The organism is Microbulbifer maximicatervae (SeqCode) (assembly GCF_052467955.1).
The window spans coordinates 3,058,841-3,083,163 of sequence record NZ_CP174329.1 but is presented as its reverse complement, the minus strand read 5'-3'; the positions used below and the strand labels follow the sequence as shown (position 1 = coordinate 3,083,163).

Sequence of the window (24,323 nt, the reverse complement as noted above, 5' to 3'; positions counted from 1 at the left end):
TGAACCCTCAAAGAGGAAAGCACAATGGATATCAAGCGACGAAAGCTAATACTAGGTGGGGTCGCGTTAGGAGCGGTGGCAGGTGTCGCCGTTCTTCGCCCTAAAGCGCAAGGGCAGGGAGGGCACAGCGAATACTTCTCCAGTGTTTCTAAAGCTCTGGATAATGCCGGTTTTTCTGGTCCCACCTTAGTCGTAGACCTGGAGAATCTGCAAAAGAACGCCGATATATTAGCCGGCCACCTCAGGGGTTACTATGACTACCGGGTAGTGGCTAAATCTTTGCCCTCGCTAAACCTGCTGGACGCTATTACTCAGCGAACAAATACCAATCGCATCATGGTATTCCAGCTGCCATTTTTACAGCAACTAGTTAAATCTTATCCAGCGAGTGATATTTTACTGGGTAAACCTCTCCCGATTACTGCGGCAAAGGCCTTTTATTTTAGCACTAGGGCGGATCATTTTGATCCTACGCGGCAGTTACAGTGGCTGGTTGACAGCCCCCGCAGACTTAATCAATACGCCGATCTGGCGCGATCGCTCAAACAATCCTTGCGAATTAATATCGAGATTGATGTAGGCCTACACCGGGGTGGCATTGCCAGTGCGGAAGATCTCTCCGCGATGCTCGGTATCATTCAGCGGGAACCCTATTTGGAATTTTCCGGTTTTATGGGTTACGACGCCCACGCCGCAAAAATGCCAGGTGTTCTCGGTGGACCTGAAAAGGCAATCACTCGGGGGTTGGATATTTACCAAAGCAGGGTGGAGCAAGCTAAGATCCAGCTGGGAAGTGCATTCCCGAAGGTGGCCACTTTGAACGCTGCCGGTAGCCCAACCTACCAACTGTACAAATCCCGAGCAGACCGGGCTCCCTGTAACGAGATTGCCGCTGGCTCGTGCCTGGTTAAACCGGTGGGCTTTGATATTCCCACTCTGTCTGATCATTTACCAGCGGCGTATATCGCAAGTCCGGTATTGAAGAAATTGTCACAGACACAGATACCCGGCATAGAAGGGCTCACCGGACCCTTTAGTTGGTTGAACCCAAATCGGGAGCAAAGCTTCTTTATATCTGGCGGCTATTGGAAGGCGGAGCCAGAATCACCTAAAGGTCTGTCTATCAACCCCATCTATGGCCGCTCCAGCAACCAAGAAATGCTGAATGGCTCAAAAAAGGTACTGCTGAATGAAGACGATTGGGTCTTTCTCCGGCCCACACAGAGTGAGTCCGTGTTCCTGCAGTTTGGTGATATTGCGGTCTATAGCAAAGGCGAGATAGTGGATCTCTGGCCGGTAATGAGTAATTCCTGAGGATTCAGCTCCTGCAATGGAGTAAGTACAAACTTGTTTAATAAACGTACTGACCTTAGTGACGGGTATACAACAAGTCTTGGAGATATTGATGATCTATGAAGTTGTTTTGGTGTTAAACACGATTTGGTTTCTGATGGGATTTAACGTTTTCTCTTTGAGGAACCATATATTTGCGAAGTTACTGGTACCCAGGGAACAAAGGGATACCCCCGTATTTAATATCTTGGCAGAATCGGGAAAATTTCTGGGTGGTTTTAACCTGTCGTTGGCGCTACTCAATATACTACTGCTAATCAGCCCCTCAGTATTTGCTACGGAGGTGCAACGCGCTACGTTGCTGCTGGTGTTTGCTGTCACTCACGGAACACAGTTTATTTACAATGTTCCGGTAGCCCTACAAAACCGAAAAGGTGAAGGGCCGTGGCAAGTTAAAGGTGTGATGCGTTTTATCTTTATCACTGACTTTATAATGATGTCACTGAATCTAATAGCCGCACTTTGGATACTCCTCTAAATTTTAAACCCTATGAAATTCGGCCACGATACTTGTTGTGGCCGATAATGATCAGCATGCCAAATCAGTAGTGAGAATGTCATTGCTAAAGTCGGTGGGCGAACTTTAATTTCTACAAAAAGCGTCGGCGTATAATGTCTCTATTGCAGTTATTGGGTCAAACTAAATAGGTACCCAATAATGTGTCGGCGGTGTTTATATTGGTTTTCGCCGGACAAAATTTGAGTCATTTCTTACGGCGCAGTACACAGGTGGTTGTGTCCTCAGGATTGCTGATATTATATTCAGGGCATGGGAGGGATTGTTAGTTTTCCCCCAGTTTAACTATTTGCTTATCTGATTTCAGGCAGATAGTTTCCCTCGCTTTCCAAGTTTATAAGTTGACAACTAGTTGCTAACGGAATTTCCTCAATTATAGGGACGACATAATGTACTTTAGAGTTAGTTCTGCGGGGTATGATATTTCAGGCGATATTGATTGGTTTGCGAGCTCTAAGCCTTTCAATCCTCCACAAGGGATTGTGCATAGATCACTGCATAACCAAGCAGGAGTTATAGGTCCATTGCCAGGAGATATGGCTCGCTCCGCAATGGGGCTAATTAGCGGTGATTTGGGAGCAATAATTGGGGATCGAGATTCTGGATTGGGGCGCAGCTGGGAGAGACTTCACCTAATTGGAGTAAGCGCGGGTATTTTACATGAACGCCGTTACTCTAATTACAATACGATCATTGGCAGTCATGGTCTCAATACTGCGATGATCCCCTTTGAGGGTATTGCGAACTGGGTCTTAAACCAAAATCGTAAATTTTTCTATATTGTCAATGTGGACAAACAAAAAGTACTTAACTTTACGGATCGAAATGGAAACGTCAGAGCAGAATTTGTACCCACGAAGCTCCGTCAGGCCATCACATATACATCGGAGCTGGACCCTAATATTTGGATTACTATACGGCAAGAACACCATGACTCTCGGACGGCAAGTTTAGCTGATAATCAAGCTATTGATTACAGTGCAAGTATTACTGATGAGCTGAAAATGAAGAAAAGTAATTGGGAGCGTATTCGGGGTCGAATAGCCGCCATTGATCAACAGATTATTGATTGCCAAAATAATGCTCGCTGGAATCTGATAGACCTTTGACTTCTTGCTGATAATTATGTTGAAAACAATAATCTGATTATATAGTTTGTGACTAATTATGGTAACTTGGCGAATTAAGGCGGCTCGATTCTCAAGAGATTAGCTAGATTAATGAATTAGTATAAAAGGGGTTTATATATTGCTTCTCTGCGCTTATCCAAGTAACCGATAAATAGCGAGCTAAATGCCGATATTTTAATGGTCACTCTTAGAGTCACCTACTTTGACTTAAGTGTTGAGCAACATGCGATTCAGTGGCGTGATGGGACAGCTAATAAGGGCCGCTTACTAGACTTAGTAGCTATCTAAAATTAACCACCGAAGTAACACTTAAATTGGGTATGTAAATACCTCAGGCATATTAGGCATAATCAAATGACCAAATAGCAACAATATGTTAATATTTTCATGAAATCCTAGAATGCTTATAGGTAGCCTACGAGCATCTGGTAGTAATTGAGATGGATAAGGGCTGGCGATGTCGTACGATCCTATGATCTGGTTCAGGATATCGAAAAGCTCATCCTTGAAGTATCATTTGGGTTTATTGAGTATGAGAATTCTAAAGGTTTTGGTCATATCGGGCTCGATTCTGTCCACTGGTTGTACAGTTTTTCTTGGAGAGCCGGACACTAGAGTTAAGCGATTTGGTGATTGGGAACTTTGCACAAAGCTGGCCGATAAAACTTTTAAATATCATTCTCAATGGCACTGGGCTATAGCCAATGAGATTAAGGCTAGGGACCTGGGGACTTCACAGAGATGTAAGTCAACGTATACCGCAAGGATGAATCGTTTTACGGCTAGAAGCGTGATTAAGTCTGTATCATTTGAGGATGCTTTGAACCATAACTTTGAGTAATTCCAATACATGCCAGCTATCAAGCGTCCTTTATTTGTAGTTGACGATGGCTGGCAATACCTGCCACATGGACTTGCGTACCTCTTTCAAATCAAGTTACTTAAAAGCTTGATTGGATAGTATTATCAAGCCTTATACTGGAGAGTTGGGCTGTATTGTTGTTTCAATAGCACCGAATAATAGCTTCTTAGGCAGTAGGAAAAACATGACCCGGATGGCATAGCTGTGCCGGGCCTTCAAGTTATCAATTGATGACGGGTCAGCTTTATTCTTTAACTTATTCAGGCCTATAGCTTGATTACATGGTACTGTGCAGGTAGAAGCCATCTATCTAGTGATTGACATGCTTGCTTTGGTATTCTGCTTTACGCTAGTTTGATTAGCAATGGATAGAATGGTTGATCTATATATCCACTAGGAATGTCTTTTTTCGCTTTTACTTATTCCAGTAATGGGTTAGCTGTGTTTTATACACATTATTTAAGTCCATTTAGAGCTTCTGCTGCCTCTATATAATGAAGTAGCTTGGTGTATCCCTGCCAAACGGTTTTAACCCCTGGCTCGCCATCCCCTTTACGCCCCAAAAAACCTCCTAAACCTGCCAACATACGGGTTATCTCCCTCATGCTTGGGGGTTCATTTGGTGGAGTAGTTTTATCTCGAATCATCCATATCATACGCCATTCTTTTTCAGAGTAGGCACTTGTACACGGTGCGTCAGGAACTCTTCGTGCATGCGTAGTTATCGAATGTAGCCGCCATCCAATAATCATATAGATCGCAATGCAGTTCAACATGCGCTGCTCTGTTCTAAAACGGTTACTTTCTATCTGGCATCCGCCTTTCACCACCCGAAAATAGGTTTCAATTTCCCACCGGCTTCGATACCACTCAATGATGACCCTTGCCTGCTTAAAGTCTTCAACTGGAAGATCAGTTAACAGCATCCACTCAATGCCTTTTTCACTCTCTGGTGGGTTTAATTCTTTAGTCAATACAGCATAGAGAGAAAGTGGTCGTTTAGATTTTCCTTTCCCAAGTAGCCGTATCTCAGTAGTGGATACGTTGACCTTGGCTTTTCTTCCAGGCTCTCCATTCCGTTTGGGAATATCTACCGTGTATAGACCGACAGATTTCTGCTCATTCATATGATCCCAAAGCAAAACCGTTTCTTCTCCATCGAGCTCTAAAGTGCGATTGGCCTTAGCTCGAACGATATAGCTCGCCCGCCGCTGTTCACTTTGATCTTCAGCCAGTTGAAACCACTCATGAATATCACCCTCTCTATCAGCAATACTCACAATTGTACTTTCAGGGCAGCGCTCCTGTATCTGACAAGCCGTTTCGTAATGGTCTAGCCAGCGTCGGCTCTCCTTATCCTTTATCGACTTGGTATAACGGGAATTAGAGCTTGATTCCTTGTCTCTCTGCCACATACTACCCTCAACAACACCCAAGTTAACTCTTGATGGCGTTATAGCGATGGAGGTGTGCAAGAGTTGCTGATTGGTCTCTTTCCGCCTAAGTGTTCCCATCTCTTTACTTTCTAAGTCAGTGGCAAAATTTAGAAAGGTGGTATCTTGAGGGATAAGAACAACGGGCTGCGCCTTGATTCTCTCAAGAGTTGCCGATTTATGGCCGCTCATAATAGAGTCAAAATTGACTTTATCATTTTCGATAAAGCGATAAGCTGCAAACGTTTCTGCCCAAGTTTTGTTTGCACAGGGAATGCTATTCTTTGGATCTGAACTTAAACTACTAAGAATATTGGACAAGCGCTTATTCAAGCGTGTATCACCCATAACCTGATTTTTTACTTCGTCCATGACCCAGTCCTGCATAATAATCCAATCAAACCTGTAATTCATGCCAGGTCAAACTGTAACTTATTGATTTACATAATAAAACCGGAAAAACTTGTGTATAAAACTTAGTGGGTTAGTTATGTGCATTTAATCAATTATCGTTGGATGCTAATCTATTTTATGAGTAGGGCTTCAGAGGTGTTCTAGTAAGGTTGCCCTTTGATGTTATGAGGCTTGAAGTTACTATTTATCTTTGGAGTAGTTCAACTCGACTCTTTTTCCTATATCTTTGACATATAACTGTGAGACTCTTCACAAAAGGTAGTGTGCCATCGAATGGCACTTCAGGTCATTTGCTTAAGGATATAGTTGATATGGTGATTACATCGATGTTTAAGCATGCTCGGTTAGTTCCTCTATTTGTTGCCTTGCTTTCCAATATGGCGGTTGGAGAGCAAGTAAATGATATCCTGAGTATTAAAAGTAATGATACAAATTTGTATGTGGAAGTTGCAGGGCAAGATGAAGGCAAGCCTTTATTGCTATTTTTACATGGGGGGCCTGGGGATGTGGAGTTGGGGTTGGTTCCATTTCAGGTAAAAATTGGCAAAACTCTGGAAGATGATTATTTAGTTGCTTATATGCATCAAAGGGGGGCAGGGAAATCCCCTGAAGTTAAGGAAGATACCTTAACGATTGATAATAATATTGAGGATGTGCGCAATGTAGTTAATTTTCTCCGGACCCATTATAAAAAAGACAAGTTTACTCTGATTGGCCATTCATGGGGTGGCGCTTTAGCTGCTCTCTATGCAGGGAAATATCCAGAAGAATTAGATGGCATAGTATTTATCTCCTCATTCCAAAATGGAAAGGTTCAGTCTAAAACGAGCCTTGATGCAACCCTAAAATGGGCAATGCAGGAAAATAATGAACATGCAATGCACGAATTGAAGCAATATCAAGAGAACCCAGAAGAGAACCATCTTTTACTCGCAAAGTGGGCAAGTAGGGCGAATGATGGTATCGCAAACGGGGTAGATATTCATGGCTTTATAGCAAATCAAAAGATAAATGAGCAGTTTCCTGGGTGGCAACAGCAGCGGGGAAACTTGGCGGATAAAATGGAGAGGGAGCTTCAGACGTTAAATGTTAATGCTGAAGTCGATAGCTTGGAGATTCCAGCATTATTCATGGTAGGTGAAAAGGATACAATAACCACTCCTTCTCAAGTTAAAGATGATTTTGCGCGATATCGTGGGCCAAAGTGCCTCACTATACTTAAAGATAGCCATCATCTTCCATTTTTTGATGCCGATGAAGAACTTGGTGAAACCTTACTGCAGTTCTTAGAGAGTGGTCGTTGCTCGAAAACAGTTATTTAGCTAACTAGATATTTATAGTGCATTTTTTATCAGAGTTAGATACCTGATATAAGAGTTATGTTTATTCTGCATTCTCTTTCAATGTATTGATCGACACCCTCATTATACTGATGAGGGTGCTCACAAGTCTAAAGGGGGGGTAGGCATTATTTGATATCTAGGTCACCCATCTCAGTGTTGATGGCATTTAGGGGAATTTATTCAATAGTATAGAAATTGATAGGGGATCTACTGCCAAGAGGGAGTTTCGCTAACTCATTCTAATGCTGGTAATGCAGTTTCCATTATGCGGGGGATTGGGGCAGCCGCGACGATTTTTTTCGTGCGGCTCTATTCGAGTAGATTTTGGGGCTGAGCTTAGATTGTTTGTTGCAAGAATTATGTGATTTCGAAAAAGCCCAGCAGCTCATCCTTACGACCGATATTTTGCGTATAAAATGCCCACTGGTCGTTTCCATCTCTCACCCCGAATACCCGTGCACAAGTATCGTAGTATGAGGTACCAAGTTTTGCTTGCTTTTTCTTGAAGCTTGCTCCTTTTCTACCCCCTTTGGGGCCACCTATTGAGAGTCTCCTCTCCTTGGTTGCATCGGGAGTTTTCACCATCTTCTCCAACTCATCTCTTTGTTCGCTCCCCTTGATGGTCCCCCCCTGGGAAACATCACCTGCAACATGGATAACCGTTACACTTTTGCTTTGGTCGTCATGGTACTTGAAGGTCATTCGACAATTACTGAGATGAGAGGTGAAGAAGTAAGGGGGGCTTTTACTATCTAGAGTTACAGGCACAGCTTTTTGTCGAGCCCAGGTGAGGTATGTTGCTTTCTTGCCAGAATCTCCGCTTTTTACCATCATGATTTTATTGGGTTTTACAAATTCAAAATCAAACTCAGTTTCGTAGGCTCCTGCTTTGTTGTCGAAGGCCTCCGTATTAAAATCAAGTTCATAGGTTTTGAAGGCTGATTCAATGTCTTTTTCTAATAGGCTGATGAAGTCTTCATAACTTGGCATGGCTCAATCCTTATGTCGCCGGCTGTTCTGATATAAGCGGTTTGACCTGGTTTTATCAGTGCTAACTCCTCCATTTAGTTATTCATAGTTAAAGGTACTTTTGGCATGATTTCTACTTTTCAAACTAGCATACCTATCAATATGCCTCCAAATAAATCTAAGGGCAGCTTGAAGTAGGTCAATTTTTAGTTTTATGAGGTTTTTATATGTCCACAGGGTGCGGGATATAAGCCTGTAGTCGAATATAAATTTTTTCGAACAATAAAGAGGGTGGAGTTTTTTTTTTAAAGGCAGATTTGTTCAAGCTAGTATTGTTGGCCCATATAATTTAAGTAGCAATGCGAAAAATTTTGGTATTCTTCTATCGTTCATTCAAATTTTCATAGATAAAATCTACGCAAAGCTTTATTTTGGGAATTTGGTATTTAGTGCGCTCATAAAGAAGAAATACTCCCAGATCGCCACTGGGGCTGACTGAGACTTTACCCTCGCAAGGTACCTGTACAAGCTCCCCTGTATCTAGATAGTTACAAATACTCCAGGAAGGTACGCAGAACATACCGCGGTGATTGAGGGCGGCTGCTGTTAATGCTTTACCGTTATTGCTGATAACTTTTGGAGTCAACTTCAGGGGCTCCCAGTGCTCGTCATTGAGTATGTACCACTCAATGACGCCACGCGGCCCCCGGTATTGCAAGGTGGCAATTGACTCAATCGCCGACTTGTTTAAGGGGAAGCTATACTCCAACTTGTCGATAAACTGCGGTGTGGCCACGAGGGTGAACTCATTATCCGATAGGCGTTTGGCAATAACATGCTCATCCGGGGCAAACCCTCCGCGAATCGCAATATCAACGGGATCTTTCCCTAACTGGGAGAGGTCATCGTTATAGGTTAAGTCGAATACGATATTGGGGTAACGTTGGGCAAACTTCTCAAGAAGGGGGGTTAAATGCTGCTCTCCATAAGTTGGGAGACAGCTGATGCGTATCAGACCGTTGGGCGCTTCAAAAGTCTGGCTAACCAGTTCATCAGCCTGTTCAAGCTGGCGAATTGCTTTACTTATCATCGAATAGTAGAGTTTTCCGAGCTCAGTAACCTTGACTTGGCGGGTACTGCGTTGCAGTAACTCCACTCCTAAGGACTGCTCCAGATCTTTTACGCGGCGAGAGATTGATGAAGCGGGAACCTCGAATTCCTCAGCAACTGCAGTAAAGCTATTCAGTTCTACCACCCGCTTGAAGTAACGCAATGCTCTGATTTTGTCCATAATCAACTTCTAACTGTCTGTCATCGGCTCAAAATATTCCCCATTATTGCCAAAATGACAAAAGACTTATACCTATTACCACCTGTTTTTATGCTCGCAGTATGGGCACTATCGCTTTCAATGTTTGTTGAACCGATTGTTAGGATGACCAATGAAAGCTTTGAAAATGACTCGCTATGGGGATATTGATAGCAGCCTGGAGTTTCAGTCAGCTGAGGTTCCCACCCCCAGGGCTGGTGAAGTTTTGCTTCGGGTGCATGCGGCTAGCGTAAATCCAGTTGATAACATGATGTTGAGGGGGGAGCTTAAATCGGTACGAAGGGAAGTATTTCCGGTTGGTATTGGCCGGGATGTCAGCGGTGAAGTTGTAGCAGTGGGGAATGATGTTACTGGATACAGTGTAGGGGACCTGGTGTTTTCCAGGGTGGGGGAGGATCATGTGGGCACTATTGCAGAATATCTCACCGTTAGTGTTTCCCACTTGGCTGCAAAGCCCGAAAACTTGTCACACAGTGAAGCGGCGGGTATTCCGCTCGTTGGGCTGACCTCCTATCAGTCTTTGATCAAAGTTGCGGGCTTGAGGTCCGGCGAGAAAGTGCTGATACATGCCGGCTCAGGTGGTGTTGGCTCTATGGCGATCCAATTGGCGAAGTCTGTAGGCGCCTATGTGGTGACTACAACAAGTAGCGCGAATGTGGGGTGGGTGAAAGCACTCGGTGCCGACCTTGTTATTGATTATAAAAAAGATGACTACCGGCAATTACTATCTGATATGGATGTCGTGTTCGATACTTTGGGTGGTCAGTATACTTTGGATGCATTTCAGGTCCTGAAAATCGGTGGGCGTGTTGTCTCAGTTAAAGGGGCTTTAGATCCGCAGACAGCTGAAGAGCTTGGGCTAGGTTGGTTGCTCCGCAAGCTATTGGCGCTTAAGTCGCGAAAGCTAATGAAGGCAGCAAAGGAAAAGTCCGCGCTTTATCGGATGGTTATTATGGAGGCTAATGGAAAGCAGCTGGCTGAACTAGGAAATCTTTACCGGCAGAAAATTCTTTATCCTGTGATAGACAAGGTCTATTCTTTAGAGCAGAGTAAGGAGGCATTCTCATATCTCTCATCAGGGCGTGCAAAAGGTAAAGTAGTTGTATCGCTGGATAGCGTGCTTGGAAGTCATTAACCGAAAAGTTCAGTCGTCAAATATGTATCAGTGTTGCTTTGAAGTATAAAGATGCCCTGCCACTTAACTTCTGTAACTTTTTTCAAACCGTACGCCTATCTCATCATCAAGGAGGTTGGGGAGAATTAGCGATAAATGATCTAACGGAAATTTATTTGTCTGAGTTCAGTTGACATTTACCGTAATAGTGCAGCGATGAAGGTTGCCCGCGATACAGTAACGACCATACCCGAGGTAGTATGAAGTTAGAAGATGGCGAAATAGACCTATTAACTGCAATTACTAATCTCGGATTAGCTCTGGTTGCATTGATTGGAACTTTTTATCTCCTGGCGTTTGTAAATGATAAGCATTGGAAGAAAAAAGTGTGGATTATCTTTTTCAGTGTTATGTTTGCTGCATCAGTAGTGGCGGCTGTATATCATGGGATTGCATTCCCATCCTACTTTAGAGCTTGTTTATGGTATGTAGTGCTTGCTTTACTCGGTTTACTAATTTCTGTTTTTGTTTTGGCTGTTAGTGTGGATTTGATAGGTGAAAATTTTTCCAAGCGAGCTATTTGGCCGGTACTATTAATTTTTCTGATGGTGTTTGTATTTTCCATCTCCCTAAAGGATAAAATTTTTGCCTTTGCCATATATCAGTTTTCGATCACCGCAGTGGCTTTCGTAGGGTATATTGTTTTGGCTGCGAAGCGCCAAAATTCACTGTGTGGCGGTTGGTTGATGGCTCTTGGTTCTGTGGTTAGCATTTTTGCAATGGCTGTCCAGCTAGATGGGAGTTTGTCAATTAATATCATTTGGGAACTTAATCACAATATAATTTATCATTTTATTCAGGCACTTGGTGTCATATTTTTTATTTTGGGCTTGCACAAGTTCTATTTGAAGAAATAGATTGCGAAGTAATAATCATAAAGAAAACTCTGGTTAAGGAAATGTGTTGAAGATGAGCTTAAGGAATCAACCTGATGGTTATGGAGTAGTAGCCAAGTGGCTACATTGGTTAACGGCCTTATTGTTTTTGGGTTCCTATATTTCAGTCTACTACCGCCAGTGGTTTACCCAAGAGGAAACACCGGCGAATTGGACTGCCTTGCAGTTACATCTATCTATTGGTGTCACCATTGGGGTGATCGTCATCCTAAGAATCGTATGGCGTCTCACTAATCCGCCACCGCCATTAGAACCAGGTAGCTCCCTGGAACATTTTGCCGCTCATACCGGTCATGTTCTTCTCTACTTGATTATGATCGTCGCTCCGCTAACAGGGTATATCGGAACAGGTGTGGATACGGATTACTTTTTCCTGTTTGAAATTCCTAAGTTTGAGAGTACCCAAGCCTTTGTGGCGATAGTTCAGGATCGGATGGGGATGACATTCGAACAGTTTGAGAAGCCGGTCGATTTTATCCATAAAGAGATCCTGGGAGAGTGGGTGGTCTGGATCTTAATCCTGGGGCATGTAATGGCCGCTCTATATCACCACTACATCAAAAAGGATCGGACTTTGCTAAGAATGACTGTGACTAAAAAGTCATAATTCTTGCGATGGTTTTGGCAGAAAGTAGTGGCAATTAGGCATTGAGTGCCAAATCCAGACATTTTAATCTCGAGTTTTTGCAGCTCCTGTGGAGCTGTGCACTTGGACTTGAGGTGGGTGTTGTATGAGGTATTTGGTCCTTGCTTTGATTCTATTTCAAATGGGGTGCATACCTGAGTCCAAACTGTATCGAATCGTGCAGGTCGAAATGGTCCCTCAGCCTACTTGCCAGTCTTTGCTGGCAAGTAGCACTCATACTGCTATCGGATCAGCTCCTACTTAAGCTGCCAACCTCCTGAGCCCCGGTTTTGTGTCTGGGCAAACCCAGTGAAACCAGTGCGGTTAACAGAAGAAAAGCACTGGAAATAAGCAGGCAAGCCACCAACCCCTGAGTTTGGAATACCCACCCCGAGAGCAGTGTCCCGAGCAATCGCCCAGCGGCATTTGCCATATAGTAGAAGCCCACATCCATAGAGACGCCATCTTCCCGAGCATAGGCAACTATCAAGTAGCTGTGTAAAGATGAGTTTACGGCGAAGAGTACAGCAAACATCAAAAGTCCACCCAGTACGGCGAGCTGTGGGTCCACCCCTTTGTGTAATGCGATTGCGATTAATGCGGGCACTGCAGTGAGCGCTATTGCCCAGAATAGTGCGGTTCGACCATCCGGAGCCTGGGCTGAACGTGCCGTCGTGACCTTTGGGGCCTGGGTTTGCACTATGCCGTATCCTATCACCCAGGATGCCAGGAAGGCACCTACCTGCCAATGGCTCCAACCGAACTGGCTGGCAAGGAAAATCGGTAGGGCAATAACAAACCAAACATCCCGGGAAGCAAACAAGAGTAAGCGCGCGGCTGACAATATGTTGACTGCGGGACTCTTGGAAAAGATATCTCTGAATCGGCTTTTTGCTTTGGCTTTCCCTAAGTCCCGCTTAAGAAACTTGAGACTCAATATCCAAACTATTCCAAGAGCTAGGGCCATTGATGCAATCGCGCCTTGAAAGCCAAGTGCGGCGAGTAGGGCACCGCCGAGAAAGAAGCCCAAGCCTTTTAGCGCGTTTTTCGAACCGGTAAGAAGGGCGACCCATCGATATAAGGTGCCACTGGCCTGATCGGGCAACAGTAACTTGATTGAGCTCTTTGCACTCATTTTATTCAGGTCTTTGGCGATACCGGAAAGGGCTTGTGCAGCCATAACCAAGGGGACCGAGAGATACTGACTGGGTGCCAGCAGCATGGAAAGAGCAATTACCTGTAAGGCCAGCCCCAAATTCATGGTCCGGTTGAGTCCAATCCGGGCACCGAGCCAGCCGCCGACAAGATTAGTGACTACGCCAAAGAATTCGTAGAAAAGGAAAAGCAAGGCTATTTGCAAAGGGCTGTAGCCGAGTCCGTGAAAGTGCAGCAGCACCAGCATGCGCAGAGCGCCGTCAGTCAAAGTAAACGCCCAGTAATTGCCTGTTACCAGCAGGTATTGGCGCACTGGCGACGATAAATTGTGAAGAAACTGCATGATCTTGTTCTGTGTACTGCTACTTACTAAAAGCGGGAGGAAAAAATACGAGCTCATGGAGAGGAGTCCCCCTCAGGTGCAGAGTGTTCTTTCCTTCTGGCCCCGTTGTACTTTGGCTGCTTAGCCCATGGTGCCAATCATTCGAGCCAATTCCGCTGTGCGGTTGGCGTAACCCCATTCATTGTCATACCAGGCGTAAACTTTTACCTGGGTGCCGTTAACGACCATGGTCGATAGAGCATCAATAATGCTCGATCTGGGGTCGGTTTTGTAATCCACGGAGACGAGGGGCCTTTCCTCATAGCCGAGGATATCTTTTAGTTCACCCTCTGCAGCGTCCTTAAATAACTGGTTTACTGCCTCCGGGGTAGTGCCGGTTTCCACTTCGAAAACACAATCGGTAATGGATGCGTTGGCGAGGGGAACGCGAACTGCGTGGCCGTTTAGGCGGCCGGACAACTCTGGAAAGATGGTGGCAATAGCCGTAGCTGATCCTGTTGTTGTGGGAATCAGGCTGGCACCGCAAGCGCGGGCTCTGCGCAGGTCTCCATGGGGTGCGTCGAGGATGGTCTGGGTATTGGTGATATCGTGGATTGTGGTGATTGAGCCGTGGCGGATACCCAGGTTTTCGTGAATAACTTTTACTACTGGAGCAAGACAATTAGTCGTACAGGAAGCGGCGGTAATAATCCGGTGTTTGTCCGGCTGGTATATATGTTGATTCACTCCAAGGACAATGTTCGGTACTCCAGCCTCTTTAACTGGTGCAGAGACCAACACCTTCTTTACCCCTTGATCCAGGTAGGGCTGAAGAAGTTCGGTAGTTTTCATTTTACCGGAGGCCTCTACTACCAGATCACAGTCTTTCCAATTGGTCTCTGCAATAGCGGTATTGCGGCTACAGGTTATTGTTTTGCCATCAATCTGAATTGTGTCATTAACGGCTTTCGCCTCTCTGTGCCAGCGCCCGTGTACAGAGTCAAAGTTGAGCAGGTGGGCGAGTGTGGCTGTGTCACCGGCAGGGTCATTAATCTGGACAAGCTCAACTTCAGGCCAATCCCAAGCTGCGCGCAGTACCAGTCGGCCAATTCGGCCAAATCCATTGATCCCAATTTTGATAGTCATTGTTAATTTCGCTCCATTTTTGCCAGACACATATGAAAAATCATATATATCTAGATAGTTTAAATCTTAGGTCAGAAGGTGGTATCAGCAGCACAGACTTGTGCGCTCTGGCCGGTCTCCCATTTGAATCAGGTTGTTGAGGTCTTCGGTAATAAAGTGCTGGTTCGCCTGCAAGGTATCGAACAGTACAGACTTTGCCCAGGCATTTAAGTCCGGGTTGATTCGGTAAAACACCCACTGCCCCTGGCGGCGGTCTTGGAGCAGGTCTGAACTTCTCAGCAAGGCGAGGTGCCTGGAAATTTTCGGCTGGCTCAATTCGAGGGCTGCCGTTAGCTCGCATACGCAAAGCTCTTCCTCGTGAGCAATAAGGAGCAATGTGCGTAGCCGCGTATCATCGGCCAGGCATTTGTAAAACTGTACTGGGTTCATGCTGCTCTTTTTCGTAAATCCGCCTCGGCTTGGGCCAAGACCAGTAGTTTGATGCGAGTGCTCAACTCACGTGCCGTAGTGTAAAAAGGGCAGAAGCAGCGCCGCTTTGTCGGTTCCTTAAAATTCCAGGCAATCATCTTGTCAACTTTTGGGGAGGGTACGTATTCTTCCCGGCTTTTGTCGCAAAGTGTGATGACCAGGTCAAAAGGTTGGTCAGCTATATCTTCTACAACTTTGGGAATGAGTCCCTCTGTTGAAACCCCCAGTCGCTCCAGCGCTTGCAGAGCGCGTGGGTCCACTGTGTGGACATTGGTTCCGGCGCCAACGGCTTCGTATGAATTGCCTCCAAAATGCCGCAACAGTGCCTCAGCCATCAGTGAGCGGGCAGAGTCCCCGGCGCAAACAAACAGAACACGCCTTTTCATTGGAGGGCTCCATTTGGCTTTTTACCAATTATATATGGAAAACCATATATTCACAGTCTTAAAAATAGCCCACCGAACCAGCGGGCTGTAACCTGTGCTTATAGCTTAAACTCGGCCCATACAGGAGCGTGGTCTGATGGGCGTTCCATAGCCCGAATATCGTAGTCCACGCCAGTCCCGACACATTTTTCCAGAAGAGGGTTGGTGGCTAGAATCAAGTCGATACGCAGGCCGCGTCTGGGCTCGCGATCGAACCCACGACTGCGGTAGTCGAACCAGCTGAATACATCGTCTGTTTCTGGGTTTTGTGCGCGGAAGGTGTCGGTGAGCCCCCAGCCTTCAATTTTTTGAAGCCACTCGCGTTCTTCTGGAAGGAAGCTGCATTTGCCATCGCGCAGCCAGCGCTTGCGATTGGGTTCACCAATACCAATATCCTGGTCGCTGGGTGAAATATTCATATCGCCGATAACCAATACAGGCGCTTCGGGCTTACACGTGGTTTGCAGGTAGGTGTCCAGGTCGGCGTAGTACTTTTGCTTTGCCGGGAATTTAACCGGGTGCTCGCGATTTTCACCTTGCGGGAAATAGCCATTGATTACCGTGAGAAGCTCAGGACCACCGATATCAAATTTTCCGGCAACCATACGGCGCTGGGCGTCGCTGGCATCGGTTGGGAAACCGTATTCGCGATCAATAAAGGGCAGGCGTGAGAGCAGGGCAACGCCGTAGTGTGTTTTTTGGCCAAAATAAATCAGCTCATAGCCCAGGTCTTTTATCGCATCTACTGGAAAATCTTCGTCGGTGACTTTGGTTTCCTGTAGGCCGATGATATCGGGCTGATGGTTGTCTACCAGGGCCTGCATCTGGTGCAGGCGAGTGCGAATACTATTGACGTTAAAGGAAACAACCTTCATCTCTTCCCCCAAAATAAAAAAGGTCGGGCTAGCCCGACCTAAGAGTTAGTTCGCGGACCGGGCGCACGCCGCGCCCAGTGCCTATCAGTATTTAGAAGTTAGCAACTTGGGGCGGGGCCTTGCTGGCCTTATCGGCCAGGCCGATAAAGTCCGCCATTATATAGCCCGCTTCATTCAAAATTGGATCTTTTTCCAACTTGATCTCTACAGGACCACCAATGTTGGCCACCTCTTCAGATTCGCTTTCTTCGTATGCCTCAAAGTTCTCGTAGGGTTCAAGGCCTTTAGCTTTGCGGCGACGGTTTTCCATATCCAGCAATCGCTGATTAACGGACTTGCGCTCATTCTCTCTAGTTGATTCGTTGAGAGAGACATACTTCTTGTCAGCCCGCTCGGCGTCGAACTTGAACTGATCGCGCAGGAAAACAAAATCTGGATCTGTTTCCGTGCGCTTGTTGTGCTTGGTAATCAAGTTCGGGATCAGCATCTTCAAGTTGAAATACTTCGCATGAGGCACAGCGTGGATACGGTCCCAGGGCAGGGCAGTATCGTAAGCACTTTCACCGACATTTTCGGCATCAATCAACTGTGGCATATCGATGTCCGGCTTCACACCCGCGTGCTGTGTGCTGTCTCCGGAAACCCGGTAGAACTTGGACTGGGTAATTTTCAACTGGCCTTCCTTCAGGGGAGCCATAGTTTGCACAGTACCCTTACCAAATGATTGGTTGCCTACTACCAGGCCGCGGTTGTAATCCTGGATTGCACCGGCAAAAATCTCGGATGCAGAGGCCGACAAGCGATTAATCAATACCATCAGCGGCCCGCGGTACATGGCGCGGGAGCGCGAGCGGTTATGGCGGGAAATCTGCTCATTGGCATGACGGATCTGAACAACAGGGCCCTGATCAATAAACAAGTCTGTGAGCATGGTGGCTTCTTGCAGTGAACCACCGCCATTGTTGCGAAGATCCAGGATAATACCGTCAACCTTCTCCTCTTTAAGTTCACTCAGAAGACGGGCAACGTCTCGCGTGGTGCTCTTATAGTTGGGGTCGCGGCGGCGATAGGCATCGAAGTCGATATAGAAGGTCGGCAGGTTAATTACACCGATTTTATAACTCTTGCTGCCGTCAGAGAATTCAAACACTGCCTTCTTGGCCGCCTGATCTTCAAGCTTAACTTTGCTGCGCTTGATCAAGATAGTCTTGTGAGTACCGTCGCCACCAGTGGGGATGGTCTCCAGGCGAACATAGGTACCGGCCTTGCCGCGAATCAAGTCAACAACATCATCCAGGCGCCAGCCCACTACATCGACCATTTCGCCTTCTTTATCCTGGCCAACACCCACGATTTTATCGTTGGGCTTGATCTTGCCAGTGCGATCGGCTGGACCACCGTGTACCAGGCGAGCAACTTTGGTGTATTCCTCGTCTGCCTGCAGCACAGCACCGATACCCTCCAAGGAGAGGGACATGCTCATATTAAAGTTTTCCAATGAGCGCGGTGACAGGTAGTTGCTGTGTGGATCGTAGAGACGAGTCAGTGAGTTCATATAGAGCTCAAATACGTCGTCGCTCTTCTGTTGTTCGAGGCGCTTCTTTTGGCCTTTGTAACGGCGTACGAGAAGGTCTTGGATTTCCTCATCGGTTTTACCGGTAAGGCGCAGATTCAGGATGCTGCTCTTTAAGCGCTTACGCCAAAGCTCATCCGCAGCGCTGATCGAGTTGGGCCACTGGCTTTCCTCCCGATCCAGCTCAAGGGTCTCTTCCCGAGAAAAGTCATAGGCGGGCAGGCCTTTCTCTAGTTGGGACAGGATATTATCTAGCCGATCCCCCATACGCAGGCGGAAACGGTTGTAGATACTGAACCCAGCGGTGACATCACCAGCGCGAAGCTGGTCATCCATCTCCGCTTCCCACGCGCGGAATTCGTCGATATCAGAGGCGAGGAAGTAACTTTTAGTGGGGTCGAGTGCATCGATATACTCGTTCCACAAGTTCTCGGACATTTCGTCGCCGATTTTGATTTTGTTGTAGTGCAGCATTTCAAGTTTGCTGACTATCTCTTGTGCAGTACCACCTTGACCCTCTTCGGGGGCTATTCGCTCTGGCTCTGCCAGAACACTTGTGGAAAGAAGGCCAATGACCAAGAAGCCGGAAAAGTAAGCGGCGATCCGATTGGTAAGCATAGGGAGTCTCTTTATACGTCCTACTTCATAGGCGTCCGGCCCTTATGGCTCGGCGACCTATAGCTTAGGACAAGTATAAAGGCTGAAAGCTCCAAAGGGCATGAAATACCTCTAATCAGAGATGGATCTTTTTCTTTAACACTGTATTTAGCAAAATAGCTTTCCTATTGAGTGTGAAATTGAGGCATTTTTTCTCGTTTTGAAGGCTTGAGTATGTATGGTCATCATAACTATTGTGTAACTGCAACTGTAAAAAAGCGTTAAAAATAAGCACTTTGACTAATAGGTCAGAACCACTTTGGTGACTTTGAAGGCTTTTAGGGTCATGAAGTTGCACCAGTTGCCACTTTATTAATTCGAATGAGCGCTCCTCGGCTGGAAGTGTTGCTCCAATAATCGATGTGACCGCAAAAATGGTGTTTTGATTTCGGAGCAATAGGCGAATATCGGGCGAGTGCCAGTATCTGTATCTGCGAATCGTGTTTTTACCACTTGGTCCAAACAGTGGTAACATGGCCAGTAGATTTGTTTGAGGTGAGGTGCTTATGCCTTGGGAGAAAAGTTTCGATGTCGATAGCGCAGTCGATAAAGCGACGGAAGCCTTTTGGAAAAAAGGCTTTGAAGCGACTTCTCTGGCCGACCTGCTCAAAGCTACTGGGCTGACTAAAGGGAGCTTTTATAATGCCTTTGGCAGTAAGAAGCAGCTTTTTACCCTGAGTTTACTCAAGTATGAGAGAGAGCAGCGGCGCGACGTAATGGCCCGGCTTGAGTCGTTGGAAGATCCTATCGGCGCTATCAGTCAGCTTTTCGACTCCCTAATTGAACAAAGCCTTGCAGATCCGGAAAAGAAGGGCTGCTTTTTGGTTAATACCGCACTTGATATGCCTAACCTGGATAGCGATATTGGGGATGCTGTAAAAAAGGGCTTGCGGGATACTGAGTCATTTTTTGCAAGGCAGGTTCGCCTGGGGATAGAGAAAGGTGTGATATCTGATCGAGTAGACCCGGAAGTCTGCGCCAATAGTTTACTGACTCTTTTAGTCGGCTTGCGAGTGTTGGCACGTGGAGTTTTTAATAAGGAAAGCCTCTCCAGAATTAAGGTACAGGCATTAGACTTGCTGCGTTGACCTGATCTTTCTTCTGGCGTTGAAAGCTCTTCGTAGGGTCTTGGCGCCGTCCTCTCGGTTGCCAGGGCTGCACTGTGATTTCCCTCTCCTGACCTCCATTAATCCTTCCTGTCAATTTTTGCACTGGATAGGGCTTCATATTTTTTCTGTTCATTCTCAGTAGGCATTAATGCATAGCAAATAGTTATATAAATAATCTTTACCGATCGGTACAAACTCATTAGCATTGTTTGTAGCAATCGGTACATACAGTTTACAGGGGTGTCTCCCCTTATTTTTTAACCAGGTTTGGACCGATCGCTACAAACAAGTGAAACTATCTAGTTAGGAAATATGATGGCTACTTTCAAGACTCACACGATTGAATCCGCTCCTGTTGCTGCTCAGCCTCTTCTTGCAGGCGCTAAGAAATCGATGGGCTTTGTGCCCAATCTATTCGCAACTATGTCAGAGGCCCCCGCATTACTTGAGGGTTATACGACCTTGGCGGGAATTTTCGATAAAACCATTCTTTCCGAGACAGAGCGCCAAATCATCTTAATGACAAACAACCGCCTGAACGGGTGTCGTTACTGTATGGCTGCTCACACATCCATTTCCCAAATGGCCGGTGTTGAAGCGGAAATTATTGAAGCATTGCGTAGTAACACACCGATTGCAGATGAAAAGCTTGAGGCATTACGTACATTTGCTGCGGTAGTGAATGAAAGCCGTGGCTGGCCGTCGGAGGAACAAGTTAGCGCTTTCCTTGCTGCTGGCTACACGCAGCAGAGCGTACTGGAAGTGGTTCTAGGTACCGCTTTAAAGGTTATGTCGAATTATACAAATCACATTGCCGAGACTGCCCTAGATAGTGCCTTTGCAGTTAATGAGTGGACTCCCGAAGGAGAGGCAGTGGCCTGATTTCTGGCCTGGGCTTGATTGGCCATCCAGCCCTCACTGAGGAGACATGGGGTGGCCATCAACAATTCGTAGCGGAGCCCGCAACTGTGTTGCGAATCGAAATTTGAATTTATTCGGCTTAAGTAACTGAGGTATACGAAATGACTCTTCAAGCTAGCAATATCACTGCATTAATCACAGGGGCAAATCGAGGTATCGGCAAGGCCATTACAGAGGGGCTGTTGGATGCGGGCGCGGTTAAAGTGTATACCGCTGTTCGCGACCTAGCCTCGGTGAGGCAGCTCGTTCAAAAGTATGGTGAAAGGGTCGTCCCCATTGAATTTGATCTTTCACGTGAAGAAACCATTCAAAACGCTGTAAAGGTTGCCGGTGATGTCAATCTGGTTGTCTCTAATGCGGGCGTAGTGAAGCTATCGACACCCTTGGACGATGATGCTGTGGAGAGCTTCAAGTATCAAATGGAGGGCAATGTTTACCCACTGATAAACCTGGCCAAAGCGTTTGGCCCTGTTTTGAAATCTAATGGTGGGGGTGTCTTTGTCCAAATGAACTCACTGGCATCCATCAAAAATTTTCTCCCATTTACTGGTTACTCCGGCTCAAAGGCGGCTGCCTATGCAGTAACTCAGGGTTTGAGGGAGGCCTGGGTCGAGCAGGGGACTCAAGTTATCAGTGTTATTGCTGGTCCAATCAAGACGGATATGGCTGACTCCGCAGGCATGGGAGAGGGAGCCCCTCCAGCGAGCATCGTATTCGATGGCATTATGAAGGCACTAACAACGGGTGATTTTTTTGTTTATCCAGATGAGATGGCTCGAGAGGTCGCAAAAATTTACGCTCCCTTTGCCAAGAGCGTACTTGAGATCGAAAGCTAACTTAGAACCCAAGAGAGGATCGGGCAATGTTACTAGATACACCAGTATGTGATTTCGGATGGAAAGCCCCAGACTTTACCTTGAAAGACCCTGAGGGCAAGAGCTTTCGAATGTCGGACCATCTGGGAAGCAAGGGGCTGTTGATTGCATTTATCTGCAATCACTGCCCCTATGTTCAGGCGATTGCAAATCGTTTAGCTGAGGATGTGCGAGAACTACAAGGGCTGGGCATTAATGTTCTGGCCGTTATGTCAAACGATTATCGCGATTACCAGATTGACAGTCCTCCTTATATGGCGAAGTTTGCCCGAGACCATGGGTTTACTTTCCCCTATTTGGTTGATGAAGATCAATCCGTAGGGAAAGCTTACCAAGCGGTATGTACACCGGACTTCTTCGGGCTGAATAAGGATGGAGAGCTCCAATATCGAGGCAGAATCGATGATGCGGGAATGGGAAACCCGGCAGGCCGAACCAGGGAGCTGGTCAATACAATGAAGTTGATCGCAGAGACTGGGGCAGGGCCGGAAAAGCAGCTGCCAAGTATGGGGTGCTCTATTAAATGGAGTGGTAACTATAACTGATATGGGTTGTTAGCTGACGGGAATGCTCTGGCGAACATAAAGCACACAAAAACATAAGAAAATACATTAATATAATGAGTTAACCTATTGATTATAAAGAATTAATAAAAAGTTAATGTAGCTTGTTAAGTGGCGGGTGCCAGAAGTGTGACACCCGCTTTCTTGTTTACTCAGTAAGCTGGCGGGTCATGATGATGTGGTCAATGTTGTAACCATGCTTTGTAACTGCCAGGTCTAGTAGATAATCTGTAATAGCTTCATCCAGCTGGGGAGTGCGGCTTAACAGGTAGAGGCTGGAGCGGTCCGGATCACCAACGAGTGACCACTGATAGCCAGGATCTAGCTCTAGTATCCAGTAGTCGCCGGCAGCTTTACCCTCAAAGAAGGTGATAGCGAGTTTACTGTTCGTCTCATCAATGGGGACTCCAGTACCCTGAACACTGATCGGGAACCCATATTTTGGGTGTAAGATTCGACAAAAATTGAAAACGCTGATAGATCCATCATCATTGAGGCCGTAGTCCGCTGTTACCGCAGTACAAGCCGGCTGGAAAATTTGCGGTAGCCGGGCAATCTCATACCACTTGCCGAGATACTGATTCACATCGACATAGGGAACCGTTTCCAGTTCATCATCTGCCAGAACGGCCTGGGTACTGAGTGCAAACAGTACAATCCCTATACCTCTCAATAAACTCTTCATTTCCTCGCTCCTTGTGTTCGCAGTTTTTTAGGCCGCCAGCTTCATAGCTAAGCGACAATCTCTTTACGGGGATATAACTGGAACGGATTAACCAAGTTCTGTGTTTAATCTGAATTTCAAAAAAGTGTCACCTAGGTGAATGAGCTGAGGTCCTAGAAGTTGACAGAAGGCCAGCCTTTGCTAAGTGGTGATAGATAGGATTTGTTTGAGGCTGACCATGGCTAAAACGGTAGACGTAGACGTCCTGGTATTAGGGGGCGGAATTCAAGCGATTTCATTGTTGCGAGAGCTATCAACAGATTTTTCTGTGCTGGCAATAGACCAGGGGTTAGACGATGCCGAGTCGTTACACTTTCATGGCTATTTCTCCTCAGGTTGGAATGCGGCACACCCAAGTGCGGCAAAGGCTTACTTAAAGGCCGCACAGTTTTGGCGCACACAACTGGAGAGCGATGGTGTTGATAGCCACATAACAGATTTCTATGCTGCGCTTCCCCGAGAATTTTTAGATACTGTCGAGCCCAACTGGATTGCGGCGGGTATTCCAGTGGAAGAGGTGCCGATACCAGCTCCACTGGTAACAACTAGCTTGCCATCGCATCAGTGCTTTCGATTTGCTGATGACCTTATGTTTGACGGCGCTGAAGCCTATCGTCGTTTTAGTGCTCCTGTTAGCGAGAAGTTGGTGAAAGGGAGTATCCGAAAATTCGACAAAGATAGTGGTGGCGTGACTGAGGTCTCTGCCGATATCGGTGGTAGTTCTCACCAAATAAACCCCCAGTTGGTTCTCTCAGCATGCGGGGCGGGCAATGCAGCAATACTCGAAAGTCTTGGAGTGCCAGCTCAAGGTGTGCGGGATAGCCAAGTTGTTCGGCCCCTACATATGTTGCTGGCTAAGGGGGCTAATACCCCTCCAATCTCAGCCTTCCTGATGAACATGGTAGTGGCATATCACCCGCTGGAAAGTGGAGAGGGACTTTGGATACTCACCCTCAATCCAGAGCACCCCAGATTTCGCTCTGGTGTGGTTGACATGAGGGTGGCCCCCCCCATAGAGAGGGCGTTAATCCGGGATACCCTGGATAGATTGGCAAATTGTATGACCGGGTTTGAGGATTGGGCAGCCGGCTGCCATTGGGGTGTTTACGCAGGTTGGAAAACTGACGCTCCAGGGCCGGATGGGGATGCTCTTGTGCAGTTAAACTATCCGCGTCCATACCACATCCACAGCTTTGATATAGCCAATTTCTTGGCGGTTTGGCCGAATCACTGGGGTCTCGCCGTGGAAGCTGCAAAGGAGGCCGGGAAATGGGTTCGCTCAAAAGCTAAGCCTCGGCATCCTCAACCTGAAGCGATAGGTAGCTTGCTGTCGCAGTCAGTTGGTCATCAAGCTATTTGTAATAAATGGCAAAGCGACGAACTGAAGTGGCACTCTTGGGCTGAGTTTGTCCAGAAAATGGGCCTGCCAATCAGGTGATTTGCTTAGTATTTCAGCGTAGAGCC

Annotated in this window: 22 protein-coding genes; 12 read left to right on the top strand and 10 right to left on the bottom strand. The window is 46.5% G+C overall.

Features of this window, described 5'->3' with window-relative positions:
• Nucleotides 1-24: 24 nt before the first annotated feature.
• The 3 genes from ACJJI5_RS13230 (at nucleotide 25) to ACJJI5_RS13220 (ending at nucleotide 2,979) form a co-directional block, all read left to right on the top strand.
• Nucleotides 25-1,314, top strand: a complete 1,290-nt coding sequence (locus tag ACJJI5_RS13230; protein ID WP_445354309.1) for a DSD1 family PLP-dependent enzyme — start codon at nucleotides 25-27, stop codon at nucleotides 1,312-1,314.
• A 91-nt stretch (nucleotides 1,315-1,405) separates the two neighbouring features.
• Entirely contained in the window at nucleotides 1,406-1,831 is a 426-nt protein-coding gene (locus ACJJI5_RS13225) for a hypothetical protein (protein ID WP_413665710.1), read from the top strand.
• Nucleotides 1,832-2,259: 428 nt separating this feature from the next.
• Nucleotides 2,260-2,979, top strand: coding sequence for a hypothetical protein (locus tag ACJJI5_RS13220; protein WP_445354308.1), 720 nt, complete (start codon nucleotides 2,260-2,262; stop codon nucleotides 2,977-2,979).
• A gap of 1,338 nt (nucleotides 2,980-4,317) precedes the next feature.
• On the opposite strand, the gene ACJJI5_RS13215 is transcribed toward ACJJI5_RS13220, so the two are convergent.
• Nucleotides 4,318-5,682, bottom strand: a complete 1,365-nt coding sequence (locus ACJJI5_RS13215) for an IS4 family transposase (RefSeq protein ID WP_507018202.1) — start codon at nucleotides 5,680-5,682, stop codon at nucleotides 4,318-4,320.
• Between the two features lie 353 nt (nucleotides 5,683-6,035).
• Here ACJJI5_RS13215 and ACJJI5_RS13210 point away from each other — a divergent pair, with 353 nt between their 5' ends.
• Nucleotides 6,036-7,031 (top strand): alpha/beta hydrolase, encoded by a 996-nt coding sequence (locus ACJJI5_RS13210; protein WP_444908382.1) that lies wholly within the window; start codon nucleotides 6,036-6,038, stop codon nucleotides 7,029-7,031.
• Nucleotides 7,032-7,409: 378 nt separating this feature from the next.
• Here ACJJI5_RS13210 and ACJJI5_RS13205 read toward each other — a convergent pair whose 3' ends face one another.
• Nucleotides 7,410-8,042, bottom strand: coding sequence for a hypothetical protein (locus tag ACJJI5_RS13205; protein WP_444908381.1), 633 nt, complete (start codon nucleotides 8,040-8,042; stop codon nucleotides 7,410-7,412).
• A gap of 361 nt (nucleotides 8,043-8,403) precedes the next feature.
• Nucleotides 8,404-9,312 carry a LysR family transcriptional regulator gene (locus ACJJI5_RS13200; protein WP_444908380.1) on the bottom strand — a complete coding sequence of 303 codons (909 nt, stop codon included), beginning with the start codon at nucleotides 9,310-9,312 and terminating at the stop codon, nucleotides 8,404-8,406.
• A 151-nt stretch (nucleotides 9,313-9,463) separates the two neighbouring features.
• Here ACJJI5_RS13200 and ACJJI5_RS13195 point away from each other — a divergent pair, with 151 nt between their 5' ends.
• From ACJJI5_RS13195 to ACJJI5_RS13185, 3 genes are all read left to right on the top strand, one after another.
• Nucleotides 9,464-10,486, top strand: coding sequence for an NADP-dependent oxidoreductase (locus ACJJI5_RS13195; protein ID WP_445354306.1), 1,023 nt, complete (start codon nucleotides 9,464-9,466; stop codon nucleotides 10,484-10,486).
• Nucleotides 10,487-10,725: 239 nt separating this feature from the next.
• Nucleotides 10,726-11,382 (top strand): DUF6962 family protein, encoded by a 657-nt coding sequence (locus ACJJI5_RS13190; RefSeq protein ID WP_445354305.1) that lies wholly within the window; start codon nucleotides 10,726-10,728, stop codon nucleotides 11,380-11,382.
• Between the two features lie 52 nt (nucleotides 11,383-11,434).
• Nucleotides 11,435-12,028, top strand: a complete 594-nt coding sequence (locus ACJJI5_RS13185; protein ID WP_445354304.1) for a cytochrome b — start codon at nucleotides 11,435-11,437, stop codon at nucleotides 12,026-12,028.
• A 268-nt stretch (nucleotides 12,029-12,296) separates the two neighbouring features.
• Here the strand turns inward: ACJJI5_RS13185 and arsJ are convergent, their stop codons facing one another.
• From arsJ to ACJJI5_RS13155, 6 genes are all read right to left on the bottom strand, one after another.
• Entirely contained in the window at nucleotides 12,297-13,544 is a 1,248-nt protein-coding gene (arsJ, locus tag ACJJI5_RS13180; protein ID WP_445354303.1) for an organoarsenical effux MFS transporter ArsJ, read from the bottom strand.
• 120 nt (nucleotides 13,545-13,664) lie between these two features.
• Nucleotides 13,665-14,669 (bottom strand): ArsJ-associated glyceraldehyde-3-phosphate dehydrogenase, encoded by a 1,005-nt coding sequence (locus tag ACJJI5_RS13175; RefSeq protein ID WP_445354302.1) that lies wholly within the window; start codon nucleotides 14,667-14,669, stop codon nucleotides 13,665-13,667.
• 84 nt (nucleotides 14,670-14,753) lie between these two features.
• Nucleotides 14,754-15,098, bottom strand: a complete 345-nt coding sequence (locus ACJJI5_RS13170; protein ID WP_282932732.1) for a metalloregulator ArsR/SmtB family transcription factor — start codon at nucleotides 15,096-15,098, stop codon at nucleotides 14,754-14,756.
• Nucleotides 15,095-15,523 (bottom strand): arsenate reductase/protein-tyrosine-phosphatase family protein, encoded by a 429-nt coding sequence (locus ACJJI5_RS13165; RefSeq protein ID WP_445354301.1) that lies wholly within the window; start codon nucleotides 15,521-15,523, stop codon nucleotides 15,095-15,097. Before ACJJI5_RS13165 ends, ACJJI5_RS13170 begins: the two co-directional genes overlap by 4 nt.
• A gap of 98 nt (nucleotides 15,524-15,621) precedes the next feature.
• Nucleotides 15,622-16,437, bottom strand: coding sequence for an exodeoxyribonuclease III (xthA, locus tag ACJJI5_RS13160; protein ID WP_445354300.1), 816 nt, complete (start codon nucleotides 16,435-16,437; stop codon nucleotides 15,622-15,624).
• A gap of 91 nt (nucleotides 16,438-16,528) precedes the next feature.
• A complete protein-coding gene (locus ACJJI5_RS13155; protein ID WP_282932735.1) occupies nucleotides 16,529-18,628 on the bottom strand; it encodes a carboxy terminal-processing peptidase in 2,100 nt (699 codons plus the stop codon).
• A gap of 545 nt (nucleotides 18,629-19,173) precedes the next feature.
• Here ACJJI5_RS13155 and ACJJI5_RS13150 point away from each other — a divergent pair.
• The 4 genes from ACJJI5_RS13150 to ACJJI5_RS13135 all read left to right on the top strand — a co-directional run bounded on the left by ACJJI5_RS13150 (nucleotide 19,174) and on the right by ACJJI5_RS13135 (nucleotide 22,117).
• On the top strand, nucleotides 19,174-19,755 hold the full coding sequence (locus ACJJI5_RS13150; protein ID WP_413665724.1) for a TetR/AcrR family transcriptional regulator: 582 nt from the start codon (nucleotides 19,174-19,176) through the stop codon (nucleotides 19,753-19,755).
• A 336-nt stretch (nucleotides 19,756-20,091) separates the two neighbouring features.
• Nucleotides 20,092-20,658, top strand: a complete 567-nt coding sequence (locus ACJJI5_RS13145) for a carboxymuconolactone decarboxylase family protein (protein ID WP_445354299.1) — start codon at nucleotides 20,092-20,094, stop codon at nucleotides 20,656-20,658.
• A gap of 140 nt (nucleotides 20,659-20,798) precedes the next feature.
• Nucleotides 20,799-21,533 carry an SDR family oxidoreductase gene (locus tag ACJJI5_RS13140; RefSeq protein ID WP_445354298.1) on the top strand — a complete coding sequence of 245 codons (735 nt, stop codon included), beginning with the start codon at nucleotides 20,799-20,801 and terminating at the stop codon, nucleotides 21,531-21,533.
• Between the two features lie 26 nt (nucleotides 21,534-21,559).
• Nucleotides 21,560-22,117, top strand: a complete 558-nt coding sequence (locus ACJJI5_RS13135; RefSeq protein ID WP_445354297.1) for a thioredoxin family protein — start codon at nucleotides 21,560-21,562, stop codon at nucleotides 22,115-22,117.
• Between the two features lie 166 nt (nucleotides 22,118-22,283).
• Here ACJJI5_RS13135 and ACJJI5_RS13130 read toward each other — a convergent pair whose 3' ends face one another.
• A complete protein-coding gene (locus ACJJI5_RS13130) occupies nucleotides 22,284-22,820 on the bottom strand; it encodes a lipocalin family protein (RefSeq protein WP_413665728.1) in 537 nt (178 codons plus the stop codon).
• Between the two features lie 217 nt (nucleotides 22,821-23,037).
• Here ACJJI5_RS13130 and ACJJI5_RS13125 point away from each other — a divergent pair, with 217 nt between their 5' ends.
• The gene (locus ACJJI5_RS13125) at nucleotides 23,038-24,297 is read left to right on the top strand and encodes an FAD-binding oxidoreductase/lyase (protein ID WP_445354296.1); all 1,260 of its coding nucleotides are present in this window, start codon (nucleotides 23,038-23,040) and stop codon (nucleotides 24,295-24,297) included.
• The last annotated feature ends 26 nt before the right edge of the window (nucleotides 24,298-24,323 follow it).